At 42.4% G+C, this 25,742-nt stretch carries 21 protein-coding genes; 5 read left to right on the forward strand and 16 right to left on the reverse strand.

Translation table 11 applies throughout. From position 1 onward, the window contains the following. Positions 1–192: 192 nt before the first annotated feature. The 3 genes from lnt to ACWATR_RS08830 form a co-directional block, all read right to left on the reverse strand. Positions 193–1,854 (reverse strand): apolipoprotein N-acyltransferase, encoded by a 1,662-nt coding sequence (gene lnt / locus ACWATR_RS08820; RefSeq protein ID WP_460331489.1) that lies wholly within the window; start codon positions 1,852–1,854, stop codon positions 193–195. After that, complete coding sequence (gyrA, locus tag ACWATR_RS08825) at positions 1,835–4,447, reverse strand: DNA topoisomerase (ATP-hydrolyzing) subunit A (RefSeq protein WP_460331491.1); 2,613 nt, start codon at positions 4,445–4,447, stop codon at positions 1,835–1,837. The genes lnt and gyrA overlap by 20 nt, the downstream gene beginning before the upstream one ends. Positions 4,448–4,599: 152 nt before the next feature. Beyond that, positions 4,600–5,895, reverse strand: coding sequence for a chloride channel protein (locus ACWATR_RS08830; RefSeq protein WP_460331493.1), 1,296 nt, complete (start codon positions 5,893–5,895; stop codon positions 4,600–4,602). A 57-nt stretch (positions 5,896–5,952) separates the two neighbouring features. On the opposite strand from ACWATR_RS08830, the gene ACWATR_RS08835 reads away from it, so the two are divergent. Beyond that, on the forward strand, positions 5,953–6,315 hold the full coding sequence (locus tag ACWATR_RS08835; RefSeq protein WP_460331495.1) for a hypothetical protein: 363 nt from the start codon (positions 5,953–5,955) through the stop codon (positions 6,313–6,315). An 80-nt stretch (positions 6,316–6,395) separates the two neighbouring features. Here the strand turns inward: ACWATR_RS08835 and ACWATR_RS08840 are convergent, their stop codons facing one another. Beyond that, positions 6,396–7,046, reverse strand: coding sequence for a nucleotidyltransferase family protein (locus ACWATR_RS08840; protein ID WP_460331497.1), 651 nt, complete (start codon positions 7,044–7,046; stop codon positions 6,396–6,398). Positions 7,047–7,573: 527 nt separating this feature from the next. Between ACWATR_RS08840 and ACWATR_RS08845 the strand changes: the two genes are divergently transcribed. Next, a complete protein-coding gene (locus tag ACWATR_RS08845) occupies positions 7,574–12,931 on the forward strand; it encodes a translocation/assembly module TamB domain-containing protein (protein ID WP_460331499.1) in 5,358 nt (1,785 codons plus the stop codon). Positions 12,932–13,078: 147 nt separating this feature from the next. On the opposite strand, the gene ACWATR_RS08850 is transcribed toward ACWATR_RS08845, so the two are convergent. The 7 genes from ACWATR_RS08850 to ACWATR_RS08880 all read right to left on the reverse strand — a co-directional run bounded on the left by ACWATR_RS08850 (position 13,079) and on the right by ACWATR_RS08880 (position 20,193). Continuing rightward, on the reverse strand, positions 13,079–14,041 hold the full coding sequence (locus ACWATR_RS08850) for an XdhC family protein (RefSeq protein ID WP_460331501.1): 963 nt from the start codon (positions 14,039–14,041) through the stop codon (positions 13,079–13,081). A 48-nt stretch (positions 14,042–14,089) separates the two neighbouring features. After that, positions 14,090–16,744 (reverse strand): molybdopterin-dependent oxidoreductase, encoded by a 2,655-nt coding sequence (locus ACWATR_RS08855; RefSeq protein WP_460331503.1) that lies wholly within the window; start codon positions 16,742–16,744, stop codon positions 14,090–14,092. Next, complete coding sequence (locus ACWATR_RS08860) at positions 16,729–17,532, reverse strand: FAD binding domain-containing protein (RefSeq protein ID WP_460331505.1); 804 nt, start codon at positions 17,530–17,532, stop codon at positions 16,729–16,731. The genes ACWATR_RS08855 and ACWATR_RS08860 overlap by 16 nt, the downstream gene beginning before the upstream one ends. Positions 17,533–17,567: 35 nt before the next feature. After that, entirely contained in the window at positions 17,568–18,140 is a 573-nt protein-coding gene (locus ACWATR_RS08865; RefSeq protein ID WP_460331507.1) for an ureidoglycolate lyase, read from the reverse strand. 4 nt (positions 18,141–18,144) lie between these two features. Next, positions 18,145–18,999 (reverse strand): polysaccharide deacetylase family protein, encoded by an 855-nt coding sequence (locus ACWATR_RS08870; protein ID WP_460331509.1) that lies wholly within the window; start codon positions 18,997–18,999, stop codon positions 18,145–18,147. An 8-nt stretch (positions 19,000–19,007) separates the two neighbouring features. Then, positions 19,008–19,940 carry a polysaccharide deacetylase family protein gene (locus ACWATR_RS08875; RefSeq protein WP_460331511.1) on the reverse strand — a complete coding sequence of 311 codons (933 nt, stop codon included), beginning with the start codon at positions 19,938–19,940 and terminating at the stop codon, positions 19,008–19,010. Between the two features lie 94 nt (positions 19,941–20,034). Continuing rightward, positions 20,035–20,193 (reverse strand): hypothetical protein, encoded by a 159-nt coding sequence (locus ACWATR_RS08880; RefSeq protein WP_460331513.1) that lies wholly within the window; start codon positions 20,191–20,193, stop codon positions 20,035–20,037. Between ACWATR_RS08880 and ACWATR_RS08885 the strand changes: the two genes are divergently transcribed. Next, on the forward strand, positions 20,192–20,314 hold the full coding sequence (locus tag ACWATR_RS08885) for a hypothetical protein (protein ID WP_460331515.1): 123 nt from the start codon (positions 20,192–20,194) through the stop codon (positions 20,312–20,314). The genes ACWATR_RS08880 and ACWATR_RS08885 overlap by 2 nt on opposite strands. A gap of 69 nt (positions 20,315–20,383) precedes the next feature. On the opposite strand, the gene ACWATR_RS08890 is transcribed toward ACWATR_RS08885, so the two are convergent. Both ACWATR_RS08890 and ACWATR_RS08895 read right to left on the reverse strand, forming a co-directional pair. Continuing rightward, on the reverse strand, positions 20,384–20,803 hold the full coding sequence (locus tag ACWATR_RS08890; RefSeq protein ID WP_460331517.1) for an HNH endonuclease: 420 nt from the start codon (positions 20,801–20,803) through the stop codon (positions 20,384–20,386). Further along, on the reverse strand, positions 20,803–21,189 hold the full coding sequence (locus ACWATR_RS08895) for a hypothetical protein (RefSeq protein WP_460331519.1): 387 nt from the start codon (positions 21,187–21,189) through the stop codon (positions 20,803–20,805). The genes ACWATR_RS08890 and ACWATR_RS08895 overlap by 1 nt, the downstream gene beginning before the upstream one ends. Before the next feature lie 238 nt (positions 21,190–21,427). Here ACWATR_RS08895 and ACWATR_RS08900 point away from each other — a divergent pair, with 238 nt between their 5' ends. Then, entirely contained in the window at positions 21,428–22,255 is an 828-nt protein-coding gene (locus tag ACWATR_RS08900; protein ID WP_460331521.1) for a hypothetical protein, read from the forward strand. Positions 22,256–22,385: 130 nt separating this feature from the next. On the opposite strand, the gene ACWATR_RS08905 is transcribed toward ACWATR_RS08900, so the two are convergent. The 3 genes from ACWATR_RS08905 to ACWATR_RS08915 all read right to left on the reverse strand — a co-directional run bounded on the left by ACWATR_RS08905 (position 22,386) and on the right by ACWATR_RS08915 (position 24,844). Then, positions 22,386–22,736 (reverse strand): DUF1257 domain-containing protein, encoded by a 351-nt coding sequence (locus ACWATR_RS08905; RefSeq protein ID WP_015136553.1) that lies wholly within the window; start codon positions 22,734–22,736, stop codon positions 22,386–22,388. Positions 22,737–22,878: 142 nt separating this feature from the next. Continuing rightward, on the reverse strand, positions 22,879–24,390 hold the full coding sequence (gene ycf46, locus ACWATR_RS08910; protein WP_069074698.1) for a stress-responsive protein Ycf46: 1,512 nt from the start codon (positions 24,388–24,390) through the stop codon (positions 22,879–22,881). Positions 24,391–24,490: 100 nt separating this feature from the next. Continuing rightward, complete coding sequence (locus ACWATR_RS08915; protein WP_435024312.1) at positions 24,491–24,844, reverse strand: slr0373 family blue light stress response protein; 354 nt, start codon at positions 24,842–24,844, stop codon at positions 24,491–24,493. A 337-nt stretch (positions 24,845–25,181) separates the two neighbouring features. Between ACWATR_RS08915 and ACWATR_RS08920 the strand changes: the two genes are divergently transcribed. Continuing rightward, positions 25,182–25,700: a hypothetical protein gene (locus ACWATR_RS08920; RefSeq protein WP_460331525.1), complete on the forward strand. Its 519-nt coding sequence runs from the start codon at positions 25,182–25,184 to the stop codon at positions 25,698–25,700. Positions 25,701–25,742: the final 42 nt, after the last annotated feature.

Below are 25,742 nucleotides of genomic sequence, written 5' to 3' on the forward strand. Positions count from 1 at the left end.
ATGAAATATTGTATTTAAATTTCAGCCTTATGGATAATTGTAAATTGGATCAACCTGTGTGTATAAATAGTCATAATAATACTGAAACCTTTTCCTAAATCTCTAATGTAAGAGAAAGAAAAACAATACACCAGCAATATTATTTACACTTTAATTAACAGTAAATCCAATTTTGGATGAAATACCTGACTGCTACTTACTCAATTTCTTTGTATTGCTAAGTTTAATTAACAGCCAAGCTCCTCCAGAGGATATCAACAACAACGGTGTTAACCAATCGCCCCAACGCACATATAAAGTTTGTGTTTGTCGCCGATAAATTGTTTCGGCATGAGTTTCGTAGGTATTATATCCAGATATCCATAAGGTTCTACCATGAGGATCTACAAAGGCTGAATATCCGGTATTAGTTGCCCGTGCTGACCATCGATCAGTCTCAATTGCCCGCATGATATCCTGTGCATGGTGCTGGAATGGCATAGATGCACTGTAATGGGCATCGTTAGAAGAACTGAGGATAAATTGCCCACCCGCCGCAGCTTGATAGCGAAATTGCTCAGGAAAAGCAGATTCGTAACATATACTAGCGATCGCACGACCAAATGGAGTGTCAAATATCTGATTTGCTGAACCAGGAACTTGGTGTGCCTCCAGAGGCGACAAACGTTGAACTAGTCCGCCTAAAATTTCTTCAAAAGGAATATATTCTCCCAGAGGTACTAGTTTGGCTTTATCGTAGCGGCTGACAATTTCACCCTTATTGTTGAAAGTAAACAAGCTAATTGTATAACTGTCTCCCCGTTCGCCAAAAGCCCCAATCCAAGCAACTACACCTTTTTTCTTCACTGCTGCGACTAAAGCAGTTTCCATCAAGTTACGCTGGAAAATAGGTAAGGCTCCTTCTGGGGTGAGGACTGCATCTACACCTTGCTCTGCTAAAGTTAAATACCCATTGGTGTAATTTTCTTGGGCGCGACGAAACCCTTCGGAACTTCGTAAAAGTCGGTTCGGGATATTACCTTGAATAATCCCCACTTTTAAGGCTGCTTCTGGTACTTGGGCGATGGGACTGCTATATAAGATAAAACCAATGAGATGTAAGGTAATTAATAGTGCTGTGGCGACAACTAAGTATTTATTAACGAACCACCTTCGCATAGCGTCTTGTAGAGAAGGCGCAGATGACATCTTGGTATCTTGGCGGTTTATATACGCTTCAGCAATTAAACCATTAACAGCAACTATTGCTGCTGTCACAGTATTAGGCCCAGAGAGTTGACCCAGATGTACAATTACGAGATTATGCGGACTTTGGGTGTAAGCAAGGGAACTCCACCACAGAGGCCCGGCACTCCATAGGCTCTCTAAGCCGCACCAGACGGCTGTACCAATCAATATACGTAGCCACGGTTTTTGTCCGGCTAGGCGAACTATTACAGCCGCCCAGATAGTAACAAATACGCCTCCCAAGAGGCTGATAAATCCCCAACAAAAAAGAGTAATTGCCAAACTCGGCAACCAAGGAACGCCCAACCATGTCATCGGATGAATTCCCGTAATCCACGATAGGGCGACACCGTGATAAGCGATACCCCAGAAGAGGGCAGGGGGGGCAGGGGGAGATGGCGGAGCAGGGGGGGATTGGTTTTGGTTTTTGGCTGAAGTGACAATTAACACCCATAAGGGAACTAGGGCAATCCAAGCCAAGAACCATGCGCCTACTGGAGCGACGGTCAGCCCCATTGAAATGCCGCTAGCTAAGGCAATCAAGTAAGGCAGTAAAGAGGTTAACCTCTCCCCCTGCCTCCCCTGCTTCCCCTGCTCCCCCTGCTTTTTACTCTGCTTCTTCTGCATCGACAGCATCAGGTGGAACTATTGCTACTCCGGTAATAGCGTCATCTTCGTCTAAACGCTGCACTCTGACTCCAGTTGCCGATCGCGATTGGATAGAAATCGCATTTACCGCTTGACGGATGATAATACCGCGATTTGTCACCATCATGATTTCATCATCATCGTTGTTGACAATGCGTAAGGTTGCCAACTTATCTTTGTTTTTGCGGTTTTTGAACTTAGTTGCCATTAAACCCTGTCCAGCACGATTTTGCAGACGGAATTGGGCAACCGGTACGCGCTTACCATATCCTCCCATTGTAATTACCAACACCCAAGGGCCAACTACGCCAGTGCTAGGCACTTCTGCGGACTCTTCAGTAGTTTCGGTAATTTCGATATCTTCTGTTTCGACTGTTTCGACTGCTTCGATATCTTCAATTTCGGCTTCTGTAACATCCAAAGTTTCAAGAATTGCTGCGGGAAGAATATCCATACCCACTAGTTCATCTTTATTCTTGAGTTTCATGGCTTTCACCCCACGAGTCGCCCTACTTAAAGGACGCAGTTGTTCGTGGTTGCACCGGAAGTTAATCGCCATCCCGTTACGAGAACCAATGATTACGCTGTCCTCTACTCTCGCGCGTCGCACCCAGCGGAGTTGGTCACCTTCTTCTAAGGAAATGGCAATCAAACCATTGGCGCGAATATGACTAAAGGCTGCCAATTCGGTTTTCTTGATATTCCCACCCTTAGTGAGCATGACTAGATATTCTTCGTTGCTAAACTCGTCAACGGGTACAATCGAGGTGATTTTTTCCTCTTTGGGAATCGGTAGCATTTGGACGATTGGTGTCCCGCGACTGGTACGCGAACTCGCTGGAATTTGATAGGCTCTCAGGCAATAAACGACACCACGCTCACTAAAGAATAAAATACTGTCGTGATCGCAGCAAGTCAAAAAATGCTCAATGGTGTCATCATCTTTCACCTTGGCTGCGGCTTTACCTCTGGTAGCGCGGCTTTGGGCTTCAAAGGTGTTGACTGGCATCCGTTTGATGTAGCCTTGCTCTGTCACCAGAATGATCGCTTTTTCATTGGCAATGAGGTCGCGATCGTCTAATTCCCCTTCCCCTGGTAAAATTATCGTGCGGCGGGGTGTGGCGAAGTTAGTTTTGAGTTGCCCGACTTCAGTTTCAATGATTTCTAGCACTCTCTCCCGACGTGCCAAAATATCTTGCAAGTCGGTAATCTTCGCTTGTAATTCTTCGTGTTCCAGACGAATTTTGTCTGCTTCTAAAGCAGTCAACCGCCGTAATTGCATCTGCAAAATCGCATCTGCTTGTACTTCTGAGAGTCCGTAAGTTGTGATTAATTCGCCTTTAGCTGTGGGCGCATCTGGCGCATGACGAATCAAGACGATAATTGGATCTAAATGAGATAGGGCTATTAATAACCCTTGCAGAAGATGGTCGCGTTCCTCAGCTTTCCGCAGTTCGTAGCGGGTGCGTCTGGCAATGGATTCGATGCGGAAATCCAAGAAGACGGTTAAGAACTGCTTGAGGGTGAGTACTTGGGGTTCGCTATTCACCAACGCCAGCATATTTGCGCCGAAGTTGGCTTGCAGTGGCGTTTGTTTGTAGAGGTTGTTCAAAACGACGCGGGGATAAGCATCACGCTTGAGTTCGATGACAACTCGCATCCCATCGCGATCGCTTTCATCCCGGATATCTGCAATCCCTTCTAGACGCTTCTCGTTGACCATTTCGGCGATTTTTTCAATCAGCGCCGCTTTGTTGGTTTGATAGGGCAATTCGGTGATGATAATTGCTTCTCTATCTGGGCGTCCCCGTTGTTCAACGGTTTCAATGTTAGCGACACCACGCATGGTAATGGAACCACGCCCGGTAGTATAAGCTTCTCGAATGGCAGATGTTCCTAAAATTTGCGCCCCAGTCGGAAAGTCTGGGCCGTGGACATATTGCATTAATTCGAGATCGGTGATTTCTGGATTGTGGATTACAGCCACCAAAGCATCAATCAATTCGCCCAAATTGTGCGGCGGAATGTTGGTAGCCATGCCCACGGCAATCCCAGAGGAACCGTTGAGCAATAACTGGGGAATCCGTGCTGGTAAAACTGTCGGTTCTTGCTGGGAACCGTCGAAGTTATCAGCAAAGTCTACGGTTTCATACTCAATGTCGTGGAGTAAACCAGCACTAGTTAAAGCTTGTAAGCGACATTCGGTGTACCGCATGGCGGCTGGCGGATCATTGTCTACCGAACCAAAGTTACCATGTCCGTTAACTAGGGGCGATCGCATGGAAAAATCCTGTGCCATCCGCACCAAGGCATCATACACAGCCGTGTCGCCGTGGGGGTGATATTTACCCAGCACTTCCCCAACCACACGGGCGCATTTCTTAAAGGGGCGATCGTGGAGCAGACCTAGCTCGTGCATTGCGTAGAGAATGCGACGATGCACAGGTTTTAGACCATCCCTGGCATCTGGCAGCGCCCGACCCACTATCACGCTCATGGCGTATTCCAGATAAGACTGCGACATTTCGTTTCGCAAGTCCGTCGGGATAATCCTCTCCTGTGAGGTTGTCATAACCTAAAAATCTCCAAAAATCGTAGATTTTAGCTTTTTTACTCAACAAAGCGCAAAATTATTCTAAATTGCTCTTGAATAATTGCTATAATTTGATACAATCTTAGCATATATTGCTTTTTATTGCCTGGGCAGCAAACTCAGGCAATTGCTCAATCTGTAGCTTCTCTCTGGGATTTGAGTTGAGATGCGATCAGAGGAACTTTAGGGGCAAGAAAAAACCCAATCAAACTGGCAAAAAGGATTGGCGTAAAAGGACTCAAGTTAGTCAGTTTTGACAGTAGCAAAGTCGTACTTATCGGTGTGCGGGTTACGGCTGCATTGACAGCCGCCATTGTACAAATCATGGCAAGGGCAGGATTAAGCCCTGGAATTAAGATTGCTACTGCTTTACCAATGCAAGCACCAGTGAAAAATAGGGGAATGATGAATCCACCGCGCCACCCACCTGTTACCGTAATGCTAATGGCAGCCATTTTCCCAAAAGCGAGAGTTAAGAGAAAAACAGCACCAAAGTTAGTAGTGAGGACTGAATCTAACTCTTCATGTCCAAAATAACGGGTTAGCGGTAATAAAGCTGCTAAACTGCCAAGTCCGAATCCTGCTAGTGTTGTGCGTACATAAATGGGGCCGGGAATCAGGGCAAAGATGCGATCGCAGCCCCGAAAAAGGCCCATAAAAATCCATCCCGCCACCGCCCCGATAATTCCAAACATGATCGCGATCGCAAAATCATCAATTCTTTCTAAGTGATACTGAGGAAAATGCCAAGTGGGCGCAATTCCTAAGTGGGTAATTGCTGCAAACACCAGATAGCTAGCGCAACTCGAAACAATGGCTGGCATCAAAGCTTCGTAATATTCCACAATATGCTGATGGTGTAAAATCTCTAAGGCGAACATTGCACCGCCAAGAGGTGCGCCAAACAAGGCAGTGAAGCCAGCCGCCATTGCTGCTAAACTTATGGTTCTGAGGTCTTCACCTTGGAGTTTTAAGCGATCGGCAACCCAAGTACCAAAAGAACCTGTTACCTGTACCAGTGGCGCTTCTGGGCCAGCACTACCGCCTGCTGAGATGCTGACTAAAGAAGCAAGAATCATTGAAGGATTTTTGCGAACATCTAGGCGTCCGCCACGAAAATGAATATTATCAACAATCACAGCGATTTCACCGGGATTTCCCAAAAAATGAATCACCAGACCGATAACTAAACCGCTAAGTGGCATCACTATCAAGAGGTTAAAACCTTCAAATCGCTGGAGTCTGTGAGTTAAAAACTCTAAAACATTCCAGTACAACGCTGCAAATAGACCACCAGCAGTCCCCACAACTACCCACCTGATCACCCACTGTGAAATCATCACGGGATTACGCTTTACCAGCCCAAAAAGTTGAGCAAATGTCCAGCGTTGAGTTTCATTGGTAGCGGAAGGTTTCTTTGGTAACACTGCTTATTTCCTATTTGTGAAACGGATAGTACTGAATATTTACGTATTTTATGGTATATGCTATTTCGTTTAGTGAATCATTTTTGTTCTACAAAGAGCGATGTCTCCCACGGGTTACGCCTACGCTTTTATTCCCCATCGCTGCGTAAAATTAAGTCCCAAGATAGTGTGTACCTCAACATAGAAGAACTAAGCTTGGTGTATAAGTTTGGGGAAATAGTGATGAATAAGGAAACAGTTCCTAGTCAAGCTGAAAAGTCTAGTCCAGAAGGTGATGCAGCACAATTAAGTCCAGAGGTGCTGGACAAAATCAAACACCCTGCGAGAATAGACGATGTTATTCGGGAGCAGTCACCAGAAGAACGTAAAAGTAACCCAGCTTTAGTACCGGAAATGATTGATGATCCAACTGAAGATTGATTGGGTTTGTAAAAGAGTAATCGAAATGCTTTGATTCCCGACTTTTTGAAGAAGTCGGGAATCTTGTTAGGAATCTATTGCTATCCAATATTATGCAGTTGTTCCTGATATATTTCTGGCGTGTTGATATCTAATAGTACAGCCGGATTATCAAATTTAACTTGATGAATTACTGGATAAAATTCTTTGATAATTTGGCGTAAACCTAAGCTTTCTTCACGGATATTTTGTAAGTGCGATCGCATCCGATTACTGAATAACAATGGATGTCCCATCTTACCTTCATAGCTGGGTGCAGTAATCATTGCTGAATTGTCCTGGTGTGCTAGGATTAATCGCTGGTAAATCTCTAATTCTCTGGGTTGATCAACTGCGGAAATTGCTAATATTTCAAAGTTTGGGGGAATATGTTGCAATCCTGTGAGCAGAGAAGTTGTTTTACCAACATTGGCATGAGGATTAATGACAGCAAAACTGCCATCAGGACAATCTTTTTGTTTATTGCTGTTGTGTGAACCTAAAACTACAACAGGGCTAAAACCTACACTTAACCACTGTTCTAGTTGATAAGTTAATAATGTTTTACCTTCACCCCAAGGGAGTGAAGTTTTGCAAGTACCCATGCGAGTAGATTTACCCGCTGCGAGGACAATAGCAAAGTTGCTACTCAGATCCCCGACTTCTTCAATAAGTCGGGGATCTAAATCTAGCTTCAGGAAGTGACATTCCACTCTACATTACTCCCAAACCTAAGATTACTTACCATCGTCATCTATACTAAGTTAGATTCTACAAAGATTAATTTCTATAACCAGGGTTGTATATACAGGAGTTATCACAAAGTAATTTAATAATAAAACATTATCTAATTTATTCAGACAAATATTTTATTAAAAAATATATCTTCAATTTAAATGATTATAGAATTACCTTAAATGCTGCCCAGATTTAGTAACTTCTAAATACTTCTCCTAGTTTCAGCAAGATTTCCAAAATTGGAGCCAAACAAAAATAATATCTGATGACAAAGTATTACTCAAAATATATTCAGGAATTACGCCAAATTATGAAATAACATTGATAGCTTTGCAGTGCGTCTCGTTGGCGCAGCCTCTAATAGAGAATATAATCACTTTGCTGCAAAGTTCTTGCTTAAGTCCTAATATTGTGAAAACATAGCTTGTGACTAGTTAATACAACTGCAACTAGCCTGTCTATAGGCTCACTCCAGAAAAAAGTACTGGTACTGGTAACAATCATGACGCCATCTCCCAATTCAGGAAACAATCAGGAACCATCTAATCGTCGTGTGTGGCTCCTGCTTTTAGGACGTACCAGTTTGGCTTTGGGTGGGGTTTTGCTAGTTGGAATTGCTATTGGTGCTTGGTGGGCTAGAAGCTATGTATATAAAGATTTAGCGCCATTAGTGGAGCAAAATCTTGAGCAATTGCTTGGGCGTCCCGTAAAAGTTGGAGATGTTGAACGTTTTTCGCTTTCTAGTCTAAGATTTAGCTCTCTATCGATACCAGCAACTCCTACTGATCAAGATCAAGTGGTAGTAAAAGCTTTGGAGGTGCAATTCTCGCCATTGCAACTTATCCTCAGCCGAAAACTGGTATTAAATGTCATGTTAGTTCAACCCAATGTCTACATTCAAGAGGATAAAGATGGTCGTTGGGTGACAGCCGAAGTTAAGGCTGGGGAGGGAGAAGGTTTTATTCAAACTGAGTTGCAGACGCTTCAAATTCAAGATGGCGATATTGAGTTGATGCCATTCGCCGCACCAACTAAACCGAAAGGCTCGGTAATATTAGATCAAGTTGGTGGTGTTGCCCGATTTTCAGAACAAAATCAAAGAATCGGTTATGACATCAATGCTCAACTCACTAGGGGAGGCGCTGTTAAAATTGTTGGCGAAACACAATTAAAAGCTCAACAAACTAACCTCCAACTGCAAGCACAAAATTTAAAAGCATCTGATATCAGTCGTTTAATTCAGTTACCTATTGCGCTGCAAGGAGGGGATTTAAATGCTGACTTAGGGGTTCAGATTCCAGCCAAGCTGTCAGAAATAGCCGTTACAGGAACAGCTAGCGCTAATCAAGTCACTGCTAAAATTCCAAATATTCCTCAACAAGTTTCTAATTTTAATGGGAGATTTATATTTCAAGGTCAGACTGTTACTTTAGATAATCTGAGTACGAACATTGGTAAAGTTCCCCTTTTTGCTAATGGAACAATTAATACTCAAACAGGTTTTAATGTCTCTGCTCAAATAAAACCTGTTAGTGCAAAAAATATCTTAGATACGCTGAATGTAAATTCGACAGTTCCGGCTAATGGCGAAATTCAAGCAAATATTCAAGTACTAGGCGCACTTCAAAAACCAGTCCTGAGCGGTAAAGTAAGCAACACCAAACCGATTCAAGTTGACCGCATTCAATTTAAAACTATCAATACTGATTTCCGCTTGAATGTCTCTGAAACTGCATCTCAACTTGCTGTTTCCAATTTGAATATTATCCCCGCAGCTGGTGGTCAAATTACAGGCGGCGGTGAAGCTGTACTGGGAGCTAAAGATGAGGTAATGTTTAGCGCTCAAGCTGATGGTATATCAGGGGATATACTAGCACGCAGTTATGGCGTGACTCTACCGATCGCAGTTGGCAATGTTTCAGCAAAAGCACAAATCTCTGGCTCACTTAGCAAACAGCCCTTGAACCTTAATATTTCCAACGTTCAAGTGACGCCGCCAGGCGGGGGACAAATCACAGCCAATGGTCAAATTCAACTCGCTCCCCAAGGTCAGGTAGGCGTAAATATTCAAGCTCAAGGTATACCAGGAAATGCGATCGCTCAAGGTTACAATATTTCAACTCCGCTCAATATTGGTGGTATATCTGCGAACGCTAGAGTTTCTGGTTCTCTGGGTAATCCCTTAAACGTCAATGTTGCTCGTGTTCAGGCAAATCCAGAGGTGGGCGGGCAAATAACAGCTAGCGGTCAACTTCAGCTTGCACCCCAAGGTAGGGTAGCGTTGAATGTTCAAGCACAAAATTTGCCAGGAGATGCGATCGCACGAGCATACAATTCTTCACCCGGCATCACCATTGGCAATGTATCTGCAAATACCAATGTTTCCGGCACTCTGAGCAAATTACAAGCAGTAGCGCGGGTGCAAGCACCTACCGCCACCTATCCCACTACGGGACGAGTTGTTGTTGCTCAACAAGGAGAAAATATTGTCTTTCCAGATGCGGTTTTGAATGTCGCAGGGGGGACAGTCAGAGCTAGAGGTCAACTGGCACAACAACGTTGGCAAGGAGTTGTCAGTACTTCTCAAATTCAACTCAACCGTTTCTCACCAGAACTGCGAGGACGGCTGAATAGCAATATTCAGTTAGCAGGTACAACAGAATCTTTCCAGCTTGCAGATATTCGCGCCGCCGGACAAATCCGCCTTTCCCAAGGAGTAGCGCTGCTGGCAAAACCGCTCACCGCTCAATTTCAATGGAATGGACAGCAGATTATAGTTGAAAACGCAAGTACCCCAGGATTGAATGCTAATGGTGCGATCGCTATTCAGTTTCCACCAACTGGCGCACCAGAAATTGCCGGATTTAATTTAAATGTACTGGCGCAGAATTTCAACTTACAAAATACTGGCTTTGAAGTTCCTGGTGACGTAGCCATCGCAGGGTTACTCGATTTTAAAGGACAAGTTACAGGGACTCCAGATGTACCGCAAGCCACTGGTAATATCCGGCTGCGGAATTTCCAGGTTAGTGACTTGGCATTTGACCCACTGTTAACCGGAAACGTGAATTTTCAAGGGGGACAAGGAGCAAGTCTGCGATTAGCTGGGCAGCAAGATAGGATAGCGTTGAACTTGGGTGCAGATTATCGTCCAACTTCATTTTTAGTTCAACGTGATGAAGCTATCACCACAGGTAGAACTGAAGGGGAAAACTTGTTCATCAATGCTCAAGAGTTTCCCATCGCTTTGATTGGCGGCTTTTTACCGAACAATCAATTGCAACCATTGGGAGGGCAACTATCGGGAAACTTAGTTGTTAATCTGAATAATTATGCCATTGCGGGAGACGTTGCGATCGCAGCGCCTCGTGTTGCCAGAGTTACAGCAGATGAATTTCGCGGCAGCATCAATTATGCTGATGGTACTGCTAGCTTGGCTAATGGTCAATTGCGGATTGGAGATAGCAACATCGCTCTCAGTGGAAATGTGCAAACAGGCAATGACCCGCAATTTCAATTCCAAGCTAATTTTGGTCAAACCAGAATTGAGAGACTTTTACAAGCATTCAATATCTTCGACTTTCAAGACCTTGGCACCGGGTTACAGCCACCGACATTAGCCGGAGCAGAAGTACTTCAAACTGAGTCTGTCAGTTTACCCAATGCAGATTTGCTCACACAGTTGGCATATTTCTCGAATATTGCAACATTGGTAGCACAACAACGCCAAGAAGAGACACAAGAAACCCCATCTTTGCCAACCCTTGCAGAATTAACAGGTGCTTTGAGCGGAGCAATTACAGCTAGTGGCTCGTTAAAATCTGGGTTGAACGTCGGCTTTAATTTTCAAGGTGCTAACTGGCAATGGGGAGATTATTCCATTAATCAAGTCGTTGCTCAAGGCAGTTTTGCCGATGGTATCGTCACACTTTCGCCCTTAAGTGTTGGCATCAATCAAGGATTAGTGGCGTTTTCGGGACAGTTAGGAACTGAGCAACTTTCTGGAAACTTGAATGTAGCAAGTTTACCTTTATCACTTTTAGAGCCTTTCATCGAACAATACCCCATAGATATCACTGGTAATGTAAATGCTGATGCCACATTAGCAGGTAGTTTACAAGACCCTAGTGTTAAAGGGGAAGTGATGTTAGCAAATGCGACTCTTAACAAACAACCTGTGCAAACAGGACAAGTTAACTTTGATTACAACAATGCTCGTTTGAATTTTGATAGTACCTTATTAGTGACAGGAACCCAGCCAGTTGCCATTACAGGTAGCGTACCTGCTCCATTACCTTTTGCCGAAGTGCAACCGGATAGCAATCAAATCAGCATCAACGCCAATGTGAACAATGAAGGATTGGCATTGTTAAACCTGTTTACTAATAATCAAGTCGCTTGGGTAGACGGTCAAGGACAAGTAGATTTAAATGTTCAAGGTACTTTAGAAGAACCGATTATTAACGGCAATGCCACACTTAATAATGCAACTTTTCGCGCTGAAGCTTTATCTGAACCCTTAACAAATGTCACAGGAACAGCCCAATTTAATGGTAATACTGTGAATGTTGAAAGTATCCAAGGTACTTACAACGAAGGGCAAATAAATGTATCAGGCATCCTGCCGATTTTTGATCCTCAGCAAGCAGCAAATCCTCTCACAGTCTCAATAGCAGACAAACTCGACTTTGAAATTGCCGGACTGTATGAAGGCGGTGTCGGCGGCGATATCGTAATTCGCGGAACAGCGTTAAAACCTGTAATTGGTGGAGATATTCGACTGAGTGATGGTCAGGTAATTATTGGAAGTTCGGCTACTGCTGAGAAAACAGCAGCAGCGACAGCAGAGGCTAATACTAATGTCATAAATAGAGAAGAGGTTAACCCTAACCTCAAACCTACACCAGAGAATAGCGCTGAACCAGTAGCTACACCGGAAAGTAGCACTAGCGCAGTCACTCCACCCAATTTACCTATAGAGTTTGCAGATTTAAAATTGACTCTAGACGACGATGTTCGTGTTACTAGTCAGTCTCTACTCGACTTTGTACCAGGAGGAGCCGCTTTTAGTCAGCCGATATTGAGCTTTGACGCAAAAGGCGATTTGACCATTAATGGAACATTAGCCAAGCCGCTTCCTGAAGGAGTCATTCGCTTGACAGGAGGACGACTGAGCATATTTTCCACTGAGTTTACCTTAGCGCGGGGCTTCGACCACACCGCGCAGTTTATTCCCAGTCAAGGACTTGACCCGAATCTGGATGTCCGACTGATTGCAATTGTCCCGGAAGCATCAGCAAGAAACAGTCGAATATTGGAATCACCATTGTCTGCTGAAATTAGTGATGTTTCTGTAAACAACTTTGGGACTTTACGTAGCGTTCGCGTTCAAGCCAGGGTGGACGGGCCAGCTAGTAGATTAGGCGACAATCTAGAACTGACGAGTGAACCGAATCGTAGTCGGGGAGAAATAGTTGCTTTGTTGGGTGGCTCGATTCTAAATTCTTTCGGTCAAACAAATGCAACCCAAGGGCTGACTAATTTCGCTAGTTCTACCATTTTAGGTGGTTTACAAGGAACAATCACTGCGATCGGACAAGCTGTTGGTTTTAGTGAATTTCGGATATTTCCTACTCCATCTACCAACGAAGCATCCAGAAGTTCAATTCTTAATTTATCAGCAGAAGGTGTGTTTGACATCAATAGAAACATATCTCTTTCTTTATCACGTCCTCTTTCTACCAATGAATCTTTTCTTTACAACGTTCTCTATCGAGTCAATGATGAAATTCTGATGCGAGGCTCAAGTAATTTGGGAGATGAAAACCGATTCTTAGTTGAGTATGAAACTCGATTTTAGATTACTGCATTGGCAGCACTATAATCCAATACGGTTCAGTTAAGGTTACTGGTGTAGATAATTTGTCTTTGAAGACGCGATGAATCGCCGTCTCTACAAGGGTTTTGTTGCTCATTCTGAACTGTATTGTGCTATAATCATCCAGACTTAAATTTTTGCAGATAAAGAAGTCCCAGAACCACCACGACGAACTTTAATTAACTCAGCACAGATACTAACTGCAATTTCCTCTGGCGTTAAAGCACCAATATCTAGACCAATTGGTGCATATATTTGATGTAGAAATTCCGGTTCGTAACCTTCGTTTTGCAGGATTTTGTACACAGTGGCGACTCGTTTATTGCTACCAACCATACCGATATATTTTACTGGATACTTGCATAGCAAGCGTAAAACGGCTAAATCTTGAAGATAACCTCTAGTAACTAAAGCGATATATAAATTAGTATTTTTCTCTAATATCTCTTGAATTGACGTGATAGGTTCTGCTAACACCTGCGACGCATCAGGAAATCTTTCTTTTGTGGCAAACTCTGAGCGATCGTCTTGTACAATAACTTGAAAACCTGCTATTTTTGCAACTTGCGTTAGAGAAACAGCAATATGTCCTGCACCAATAATCAATAATATTGGTGGTGCTAGCAAAGGTTCAATTAATGCTGTGGTGTGTAAAGATGCAATTACCTCTGTTTCTAGTAGTAGATAAGGTTTTTCATCTGTACTCAAGGGCGTGATAATTGTTCCAGAACGCCCAGATGTTAAAGTATCTATAATCTGATTAACTAAATTTAAGCTTTCACTACCTGACCATAACTCTAATAATACTTGCATTGTGCCACCACAAACGCCTTGAGTTTCTCGTTGCGGTGCGCCAGATAAATCAATTTCTACAAATTGTTTTTTACCTGTTTGCAGTACTTGCAAAGCTTGCTGATAAACTTTTGCTTCTCCAGCACCACCGCCAATTGTTCCAAATGTTTTAGTATCGGCGCTAATGAACATTTTCGCGCCTACTTCTCTGGGTGTGGAACCTTTGATGCTGGTGACAGTAGCTAAAACTACAGGGCTTTTTTTTAAAGTTTTCGCTAGTTGTTGGTAGAAGTCAAGCATTGATGATGACGAACCGCAAAGGACACAAAAGAAGAAAAGAGTTTCAGTTTAAAAGTTGTTTAGTTTTTGCCAAACCCTTTCGGGTGTTATGGGAAGTTCGTATAGTCTACAATCTGTAGCGATCGCAGCGCGAATTGCATTTGCGATGGCTGGCGCTGTACAATTGGTGGTGATTTCCCCAACTCCTTTAGCGCCATAAGGGCCGTGGGGGTCGGCTTGTTCTACTAAAATTACTTCTATTGGTGGCATATCTGCCGCTGTGGGGATGCGATATTCTCGCAATGTGGGGTTTAAGATACATCCTTGTTGATCAAATAATAGTTCTTCACTTAAAGCATAGCCAATTCCCATTGCTATTCCCCCCATTGCTTGTCCATGACAAATTCGCGGATTAATTGCTTTACCTAAATCAATAGCTTGCACACATCGTAAAACTTGAATTTTACCAGTTTCTATATCAACTTCTACTTCCACACCTTGAACAGCGAAAGTTAAAGTTGATTCATCTGCTGCATAAGTTACCTCTTCACTTAATTCTTCTCTGTTATCTCCACGGTTCTGCGGTTCGTTTTCTAATCTCTCCCGTAATTTTTCCGCCGCTAGTTTAACTGCTTGTCCAGAAATATAAATTGTCGCAGAAGCATAAGAACCAGCATCAAAAGGTGTGCGTTGAGTATCTCCAGAAATAATATTGATATCTCCAACACTCACGCCTAAAACTTCTGCTGCTATTTGCCGCAACGTGGTATCTGAACCAGTCCCAACATCTACAGAACCAGTTCTTAATTCATATTTGCCATCAGCTAAAAGTGATAATTTGACTTTCGCAAGATGAATTTTAGATAATCCACTACCTTGCATAGAAACAGCGAATCCGACACCACGGCGGCGAGAACCTTCTACACTTGGTGGTGTACCAGGAACGTAACCAAGTGACTGGGTAACATTTTCCCAACATTCAATAACCGCGTAACTACCAATTAAGTTAAAGTGGTCTTCAGACTTCCCTAAATTAATTACATCTCCCGGACGAATGAGATTTTTCAAACGTATTTCTATAGGGTCAATATTGAGCTTATGAGCAATTTCATCGATTTGACTTTCCATTGCAAAAGTGCCTTGAGTTGCACCATAACCGCGAAATGCACCCGCTGGCATTGTATTTGTATAAACGGCAAAACCCCGCAATCTTTTATTTGGACAACGATATAAACCTAGAGGGATATAACCTGATAAAAATACTACTGTCTGTCCATGATTACCATAAGCACCAGTGTTACCAATTATTTCCATATCTTGGGCAATAATCGTACCATCTGCCTTGACACCACTTTTAATTTTTATTGTCATAGCATGGCGGCTATTTGTGGCAATAAATTCCTCCTTTCTGGTAAATTCCCACTGCACGGGTTTACCTGTGCGGAGGGTTGCTAAAACACAGAGGTCTTCTGATAAAATTTCTTGTTTGTTACCAAATCCACCGCCAAGTTGTGCTTTATAAACGCGGATTTTATCTTGAGGAAAGTTGAAAATTTGTGAGAGTAACCGCTGACAATGAAATGGAACTTGAGTACTAGAACGCACAACTAGATTACCATCTGATTCTAGCCAACTAATAGTTATATGCGGTTCGAGGTGGACGTGTTGTACTGCTGGTAGTTTGTAAGTGTTCTCGACAATTAAATCTGCTTCAGAAAATCCCTGTTCTAAATCACCAGATTCGAGAAATATATGTCCAGCGATATTGCGATTTCTATCAGGAATTTGTGATGATTCTGGTTCATCATGAATCACAACACCGCTATCATTCATTGCCTGTGTTGGGTCGATGACATGGGGTAATATTTCATAATCGACGGCAATTAATTGACAAGCTTGTTCGGCAATAGTTACTGATTCTGCAACTACAGCCGCAATGCGATCGCCTACAAATCTTACTTTATTATCTAATAGGTAATGATCTAACGGATCGGGTACTGGTTCAGCGTGTCCAGCGGTGGTATAAGGTATTCTGGGTACATCTTCGTGGGTGAAAATGGCAACAACACCGGGGAGTGCTTTGGCTTCCTGGGTGTCAATTTTGCAGATACGGGCGTGGGGATGTGGCGATCGCAGTACTTTAAGATGTAATAATCCAGGTGGTGAAATATCTCCTGTATAGGACGCTTTCCCGGTGACAATGGCTGTACCATCTTGTTTGGGAATGCTTTCTCCTACTGAATGGGGAGTAGGGAGTGGGGAGTCGGGAGTCGGGAGTGGTGAGTTTTGAGAAAGTTGAATACTGTCAATAATCGCTTGATATCCAGTACAACGACAGAGGTTGCCTTTTAAAGCTAAACGCAGTTCATCATCTGATAATTCGGGTAACTTTGCTGCACTCATAATCATCCCAGGTGTGCAGAAACCACATTGAAAACCTTGTGCTTCCAGAAATGCTTGCTGCATCGGCGCAAGTTCACCATTCTGGGAAAGTCCTTCTATAGTAGTTACCGATTGATTCTTAATTCGCATTGCCGGATAAATGCAACTATGGATAGGTGTATCATTTACCCAAACTGTGCAAGCACCACAATCGCCAGAATCGCAAACACGATGAACACCAAACCAGCCTAATTGACGCAATAAACTTAAAAGGCTAGTTCCAGGGTGACAATTTTCTGTATAAGACTGATGATTAACTTTAAATTTTAACTGTTCTGGCATAATAAAGCTGATAGCGATCGCTTGATTAAAACTGCCGTCAATTCTCGGCGATAAATTGCACTCGCCTTGGCATCTTCAATAAAACGTACCTTCTGTAAAAACGCGAAATCTTGCGTCTCTATATCGTTTAATTCCAGCAGTTCAGGTGCAGCAACACTAGCACCAATCACACAGCGCACCTCTTGATGATTTCTAGCACTGACAACTATTGCTAAAGCTGGGTCACTTGTAGCAATACCAAATCGTTGATAATTAACCTTCCATTTTAAATTAGATAGCGGAATTAAAACCCGCCTTAATATTTCTCCTGATTGCAAAATTGTGGATTTGAAACCAAGTTGAAAATCTTTTGCCGAAACTTGATGCGACTCTCCTTTGATATTCCAAATTTCGTAACTTGCATCTAACGCCACCATCAATGGTGCTAAGGTTCCCACTGATAAAGCTAGACAAATATTACCTCCCACCGTCGCCACATTAATTATTTTTAATGATGCGGCTAATGCAGCAACCGCACTTTTTAATCCTTCGACTGCTGTCCATTCCGCTAACCAAGGATATTCTAATAATTTAATTAATGGACAAGTCGCACCAATAATTAAATAATTTTCTTTAACTTCAATCTCTGACCATCCCAAATGCTGAATATCTACCAGCGCTTTCAGATGTGGTTGTGGTTCAGAAAATAGCCATGTTCCACCCGCTAACCAAGCCCAATCTTCACCCCAATTAGTGATAGTTTGAATATTATCAGGATTTAAATAAGTTTCGACGTTTGGCAAATCCATCTTTTATTTAAACGCAGAGTAGCGCAGAGGTTTTTTCAAATATCTAGCTGAATTGTATAACCTAATCTTTTTGGTAGGGAAATCTTATAAACATCGCCTTGATTCATCTCGTCTGGTGTCTGCATTTGACTCAAGGCGGTTACGACTTCATCAGAATTTGCCGTGAGGATGATAACGGAGCGATCGCAAGCTATGGGAAAATCATGCCAAGTACCAATATGCAGCAATAGTCCGTAGCCAGGAGGAAACCGTAGCGCTTTCACTTGATTTAAGTCTGGCAAGGTTTCGCCATTATCGTGATTAGGCGACGCTAAGACCATAATAAATGGTGATTGTCCCAAACCGATAAACATTTGGGTCATGTGTATATGGCGTTCTAGCCAGACAATCGGCGGATATCCTGGCATAATTTTGGCTGTTCGGAAAGTTGCTGTTCCCCGATAAGTAAAATCAATATTTTCGCCTTCTAGTACCCTTTCTTGATAAAAGGGAATTCCTAATCCGGGTTTGCTGACATCATCGCCTAAGAGATGTCCATAGGGTTTGATGTTTTCTGTATTGGCTTCGATTACGGGTATTTTTAGAATTTGGGTTTGTGAAATAGTCATAATTTCATTGTGATTTATTTATCCAATTGTAAATACCTTCACCAGTAGTTAGCCAAGTATTAGGTTTATTTTTAATATGTAGTAAACATTGTTTTAAATATTTTAACCGCAGTGGTTGACCAACAATAAATGGATGTAAGCCAATCGCCATTACTCGTCCTTCAGATTCTCCATCTTGCCAGAGTTGGTCAAATTGGTCTGTTATTGCTTGGGCAAATTCTACACCAGAAAAGCGGTTACTTAAACACAAGCTAATATCATTTGCTTCGATAGTATAAGGAATTGCCAACAAGCGACAATTAGGTAATGGATACCAATAAGGTTGGTCATCATTTACCCAATCAGCAGTATAAAGAATTCCGGCTGAATGCAATAATTCAAATGTTGACTCGGTAATCGAAAATCCTGGTGTTAACCAACCTTTAGGAGTTTTACCAGTAGCTTGACGGAGCAAAATTAGAGTTCTATCAATTATATCTATTTCTGTTTCCCGATCTATGCCGCTATGTCCAGTAGAATTATTAATTCCATGCGCCATCACTTCCCAGCCATATTGTTGTATGGCTGCCATAATTTCGGGATAAAATGTACAAATGTCGCCATTAACTGCGGCTGTTACCGGAATTTCTAATTCATCAAATAGTTTAAACAAACGCCAAATACCAACGCGATTCCCATAGTCTCGCCAACCATAGTTAGCAATTTCTGGGTGGCTATTTAAATGAGGTTGAATTGCTGTTCCTAGTTTGCCAAAAGTGAAATGTTCTACATTCATCACCACCCACACAGCAACTCTGGCATTATTCGGCAATTTTAATACTGGACGTTGTGTAATTGGTTGAAAAGATGGAGGTTGCATTGTCTTTATCACTGATGATTAAGCTGATGGTTTGGATGTTCATCTTTTGTAACTGTAGGTGAAGCTACCTCCAGCAGGTTTTGTTCTTTGGCTTGCATTTCCAAAAGTTGAGGAATCGTCACAAATCGATAGCCTTGAGCCTTCAAACCTGCGATCATTCCTGGTAAAGCCTTAACAGATTTGGAACGGTTTCCGCCCCCATCATGCATCAATACAATTGCACCAGGTCTAGCATATTTCAGCACATTTTTAACCAGCATTGCTACTTGAGGCGAACGAAGTCTAGCATCTCCCGACTCTTCAGACCACATTATGACAGCGTACTTCTCGTTTTTGGCATATTGGGCTAGTCCATTATTCAGAAAGCCACCAGGGGGGCGAAACAGAGTAGTTTTCTCTCCTGTAGTCTTGTAGATGATGTCTGCTGTGCGATCAATTTCACTAGCCGCAGTCGCCCCATCCATTTGAAAATACCAATGATGCCATGTGTGGTTACCAATTACGTGACCATCAGCAGCCACTTGCTTGGCAACTTGGGGAAAATATTTCACCATTTGCCCAAGCATGAAGAACGTTGCCTTAACATCATTTTTCTTCAAAATTTCTAAAATCTGCGCCGTATTTTTGGGGCTGGGCCCATCATCAAAAGTTAGGGCGATAACTTTCTCATTTGCTTTGAGTTTTGCTTGATAAATGATTGTTCCCTGAAATGCTTTTGGCACTTGATTCATTTGGTCTGTAGCTGGGCTGATATTCTGTGCAGATGCACTTATCAGCTTGTTCTGACTAACTTTACTACTCTCGCTTTTTGGCTTGATAATTTCCCACAGATTCTCAAATCCGCTTGTAGCTAAAAGCAAACTAATACCTAAACTACTAGCACCAGTAAGCAATGTAATGATTACTAATTTAAGTAACAAAGATAATTTACGACTGGACACATTGAATCTCCTCAAATAATAGTTAACCAATAGGGTCAAGGACTTCGCAGACACCAGCTAAACCTGCTAATCCACCACTAATTAGGAGAGTTAGCTAAATAATGCGTAGGCATAGCCCGTCGTAGATATCGCTCTTTATCCCAGCATACACCGCAGCTTTGGGAATAGAACCAACTACCCGCACGCTGAAAACAAAAATTGAATCAGCATAGATATCAATTACCGAAAATACTTTATGGAAAAAGACTTTCATGAAAATAAGTGTACAAAAGTGGATCTTCTGCGATCGCACATTACACATTACCAGAAACAAGCAAGATGGTACAGGTGTAGGGTTTGGTTGCAATAGTAGGTTTATTTTAGATTTAAGTTAGGTTTGGTAAGAGATAAATTCAAGAATTTAATAGTGTTTAACAGTTAAAGAGCAGTATTTCTGTTCAAATTTAAGTTGGTGGATGCCAGCCAGCAGACACCCAAGCTTGCCTGACAGTTACAGCATAAGGATTATTCAGTTGCAAAGCTAATACGGTTGCACGACCACAGGCAGTCAAACCTGTAATCTGAGTGCCGTTGTTTGCCCAAGTGAAATGACGTGACCATTTTTGTTGACGAGGATTGAAGAGTTTGACTTTACGGTTCGTTACCGGATCTCTGGCATGAGTCTGAATACCCTTGTAGGCATTGCATAACCTACACGCAAGCCACAGATTCTCCTCATCGTCAGTACCACCTGCTGCTTTGGGAATAATGTGTTCAATTTCTAAAATTCCCAGAACATACTTTTGGAGACTAAGGCAATAACCACACTGGTGATTCGCCTGTATCCGTATCTGCGCCCGGACTTGTTCAGGAATCTGGCTCACTAGCTTAAGGGTTCAATCAACCCACGTTTTACAGCTTCGCTCAACGCAGTGGCTTTTCTTAAAAGTCCTTCTTGATAGACCTGTATCAGGGTTTGTAACTCTGAGCGATCGCCTTCATTAAGAGTACCTGATTGTTGGCGATCGAGCAGTTCGCTTAACCGAGCATCCTGTTCCGATTCCATTTGCAGTTCGGTCAGCACCAAGACTTGTTCATCAGAAAGCACGGAGACAGGCTCAAGATCGCTAATGTCCCCACTGACAGGCGGAATTGAAAGTTGAATAGTATCTACTAAAATGCTGGCAACATCACGATTTGCCAATCGTGCAAAGCGTTCTGCACGTTGGTAAATATCGTCTGGCAGGGTAATGATAATTTGGGTACTCATAGCTCTTGTAAATACTCCTTTCTATTCTCACTTGCAATTAGTAATTATGTGTTCCAATGTCATAAATGAAGAATGTAATTTAAGACACTATGCGGTGAAGCGTTATTACCTGGGTTTATTTTAGATTTAAGTCAAGTTGGGTAGTAAAAAAATTTAAGGTATGAGAGTTTGAAGCAGACATTATGGGCAAACTAACCTAGTGGTCAAATTTTATGATCACTAGGAGAAACAGAAAATTATGAAGTTGAATCTCAATTATAAGGAGATGCCAGTTTTACCCTACATCCAACGTAAAAAACTACCAGCAAAACCTGGCATTTATTACGTAGGTAATAGTAGTTTCCCAGTTATGTATGTTGGGCTTTCGCATAATTTGAAAAGCCGTCATATAAACCATCATCGTCAAGGACAGTTTGAGGCTATTGAAAATGCTTACATCCGCTACCGTGTTTTAACAGAAGATTTATTAGCTACAAACCTAGACTTAACAGGGATTCTTAGAAAATTAGAGAAGCAAGCTATTGATTACTATAAACCAATTCTCAATAATACAACCGTAGCAAACCAACCAAAATTTACGACACTACATGGCCCGACTTATATTCAAATTCATAAAGCTAAAGAAGCAGGCTACTGTTCACATTTTGACGCACAAGATGGGGATGAATTGACAATAAACACTAGTCGATTACCTCTACTAACTAGAGCTATCAAAGAACAGCGTCCTATTTTATTAATAGCCTCTGGTTCTTACAAAGATTATGAAACAGCAGGTTATGATAATCTGTCTGAACTGGCTGTCTACAAAAGTGAGAAAATTTATCTTCTTATAAGTCGCTTCATTCCCTATGGATATGAAGATTCTAATTGTTTTGGTTACGGTTATGTTGTTTATGGAGGAAGTTCCAAAATATTTCTAAATCCTTATATTATTCTCAATAATAGACCGGGATTTCAGGAATTTAGAGGAAGCTATTTAAAACTGGGATTTACTAATTGTGAGCGTTCTCCCTTTGCCAAAGAATTATTAACTCTTGGAGACTTCAACTTACTCTCGCTGACATGATTTGGTTTTTTAACTGGCATAAACCATTAAAATAGGGACTGAGAAATAAATCTCAGTCCCGATAAAAAAGCGGGCTAACCGCTATTTATATGGTTAACCCGTGCAGCTTTGGGAACGCGCAGAGAAATTGTTATTGCAATACCAACTTCACATTGGCGTTTTGCAGACCGCGCTGTTTTACTTCAGCCAAAGTTTTGTTAACGGCATACTTTTGGTTGATTGAGTTGATCAACTCGGTTTGGTTGTGCTTTTTAGCAACGCCCCACAAGTCAGCGATTAGGTCAAAAGAACCATCGCTATTGCGAGACCAGCCGAGGTCATATTCGCCTTCCAACACGGCAACGATGTCAGAACGGACACGCTGACCGTTATAACCACGGACATCAGCTTCAGTCTTTACGCTGATACCGAGGTCGCGCAAAGAAGCTTTGAGGATTTCGGCATCGGTGATCTTGGTACGCAGGGTGCTAAAGTGAGACATTTGGGTTTCCTCCAATGAGAAGATTGAGAAAAACGACAACGGTTTGTTTTGGGCGAAGCCGCGCTTAATTAGGATGCGGCTTTTCTTATAACTGCTAGCATTTTCAGCTAGCCTTTCCCCCTGGGATGGCAGAGGAAAGCTTTTAGAACTCCATTCGCTGATATTCAGCTACGGAGGATGCTGCGGGGCGTGCACGCTGTCTGGCCCAATCTCTCAGAGCCGTTACTTGTTCTTGCATCGTTCGAGACAGCGGCAATGTTGCCTTCAGTGCAGCAATAATATCTAGTTGGGTGAACTCCCGATCTTGGGCAAAAGCTTCATACATTGCCGCAACGATCGCTTGCTCAACTTCTGCCCCAGAAAAGCCATCAGACATCTTGGCTAGTTGCTCAAGATCGAATCGAGAGATGTCTTCACGACGTTTCGTCAGGTGGATATTAAAAATATCCTGCCGTTCTTCTGGTGTTGGCAGATCCACAAAGAAAATTTCATCAAAGCGTCCTTTCCTCAAGAACTCGCCAGGTAAGCGTTCTACTCTGTTGGCGGTTGCCATGACAAACACTGGTGACTTCTTATCTTGCATCCATGTGAGGAAAGAGCCGAAGATTCTACTCGAAGTCCCTCCATCAGAATCAGAGGAACCTCCACTACCAGCAAAGGATTTATCTAATTCATCGATAAATAAAATCGCTGGAGAAATAGATTCTGCTGTTTTCAGGGCGTTTCGCAGATTTGCCTCACTTCGTCCCACCATTGAGCCGTCGTAGACTCGCCCCATATCCAACCGCAACAGTGGTAAACCCCACAGCCGGGAAGTAGTTTTAGCAATTAATGACTTACCGCAACCGGGAACACCTAGAATTAACATCCCCTTTGGTTGAGGCAAACCATACTCTCTTGCTCTTTCTGTGAAAGCGTTAGAGCGTTGCTTGAGCCATCTTTTTAACTCTTCTAAGCCACCTACAGCATCAATGGTTTCATCTTCTTCAATGTATTCTAAGATGCCATTGCGCCGAATTAGCTGCTTTTTCTCAGATAAAACGATATCTACTTCATCTTCCGTCAATCGCCCTGTTGTTACCTGTGCCTTACGGTAGACTTTCTCAGCTTCATCTTTAGTTAGACCTAAAGCGGCTCTGAGAAGTTTTTCTCTGGCTTCTGTTGTCAGCCGCCGACCACGATTTTGCTCTATATGGTGAGTTAGTACTTTATTCAACTCAACCATATCTGGCAAAGTAAAGTCGAGAACAACAACTTCCTTTTCCAGTTCTATAGGCACTTGTTGCATCGGAGACATCAAAACGATGTTCTTCTGCATACCTTTGAAACTAGCGATCGCATCACGCAACGATCTGTTAGTCGCAGGCGCATCTATAAAGGGATGTAAATCTTTAAGAATAAATATACTTGGTTCTTTCTGCCTAATGATCCACTCAATCGCCGCCTCTGGAGACACGGTATTATGTTGGGTGACATTCCGGGGTTGACCATACTCCACAATCCCGTGTGTTACTGTCCAAATAAATACTCGGCGCTGGGGCTTTAACAACTGAGCGATTGTGGAAATTGCTTGCTCGGCCCTCTCTTCCTCGGAGGTCACAAGGTAGATTAAAGGGTATTGAGCTTGAATTAGGATATTGAGCTCTTCTTTCATACTTCGACCTACTTGAGACCTTATAGAGACAGTAGAGACATTGCTTCTGGTAAAGACAACCGAATCATGAATGAATAATTCATAATTCCTATCTATTTATTTAGCAAGGAACTAACTCTTCCTCACCTTTGGGATTGGTTTCATCTTCATCCATCTCATCAATGGAAAGATGCTCTTGACCAACTAATCCTGGTTGATTGCCCAAAGCAACCAGTTCCCCATCACGTAAGACTAGTGAACTATCACAAGTTGGGCATGAATAAACTCTATGAGTCCGCCCATAAGAAGAATCTTCTGCCTCGTCAACCAATTCTGAATTAGATAGGTAAAAAACGAGGGCACGTTCGGCAAGCTCTGACATTGGTTCGGAATCGACTGCTGAACGAATCTTCAGTTTCTTGTGTAACTCTGGCGATAAATACAAAGTGACCTTTTGCTTAGTTTGCGTTTGCATATAACTCTTTAACGGTCTTACCCGGGTATGTATATCAAGTTATAGGTTCTTTTATTAGTTGTCAAGACAGTAAAGCGTTTTGACGCCAATTTTGTTACATTCGTTTACATTTTCGACTGAGATGCTATTTATAAATAGCCATCATCAACTGTATACAGCAGAAAATTTCATGGGTTGTGGTTCGTAGTCAGTGGCTCTAACCCTTGAAATTGAGCGATTTATCGCTGACTACAAATCTAATGTGGCAGACTACTAGTTGGCTGATTGAGAATGGTGCAATATCTGAGTTTCTAGTATTTCTATAAAATCAGTGAGTTTGACAAAATGTGTAATGTAAATGGCGACTGCTAATAAAACCTGTAGTTTGGGGCGAATAATTTATCGGTTTGCCGCCAGCGTTAGCGGAGTCATTGCCCTGTTAATAATCCTGTGGGGTTGTACTGGAAATGATTTTAACGCCGGAGCGATCGCCTGGAAAACTTATAGCAACTCCCGTTATGGCTTTGAATTTCCATATCCGAGTAACTGGAATTCTTTAGCAGCCTCAGAAAATGGTGATGGAATTGCGTTTATTTCACCACAGGACAACTCAGTGGAAATTCGTGGGTGGGCAAGTCATCAGCTACCAAATACTCAAGAGTCTGTGAAAAAGATAAAACACAACTTTCAGACCGCTCAAGGAGTATCTGGAGTAATGGTTGTAGAAGTTGATCAACGAGTAGGTTCGATGACACTGACACTAACTCATAGTCAAGTGAAATACTATTTACAGGGACGAAGCAAGGGCCAAGAATTTCCAGATTACTATCGTTTGTTTTATTACATTGCCCAGCAGTATCGGATTTTAAAGTTCTGAAATATGGGCATTGGACATTGGTTGTTAATTCTTCTCCCCCTG

This window comes from Nostoc sp. UIC 10890 (assembly GCF_054786515.1).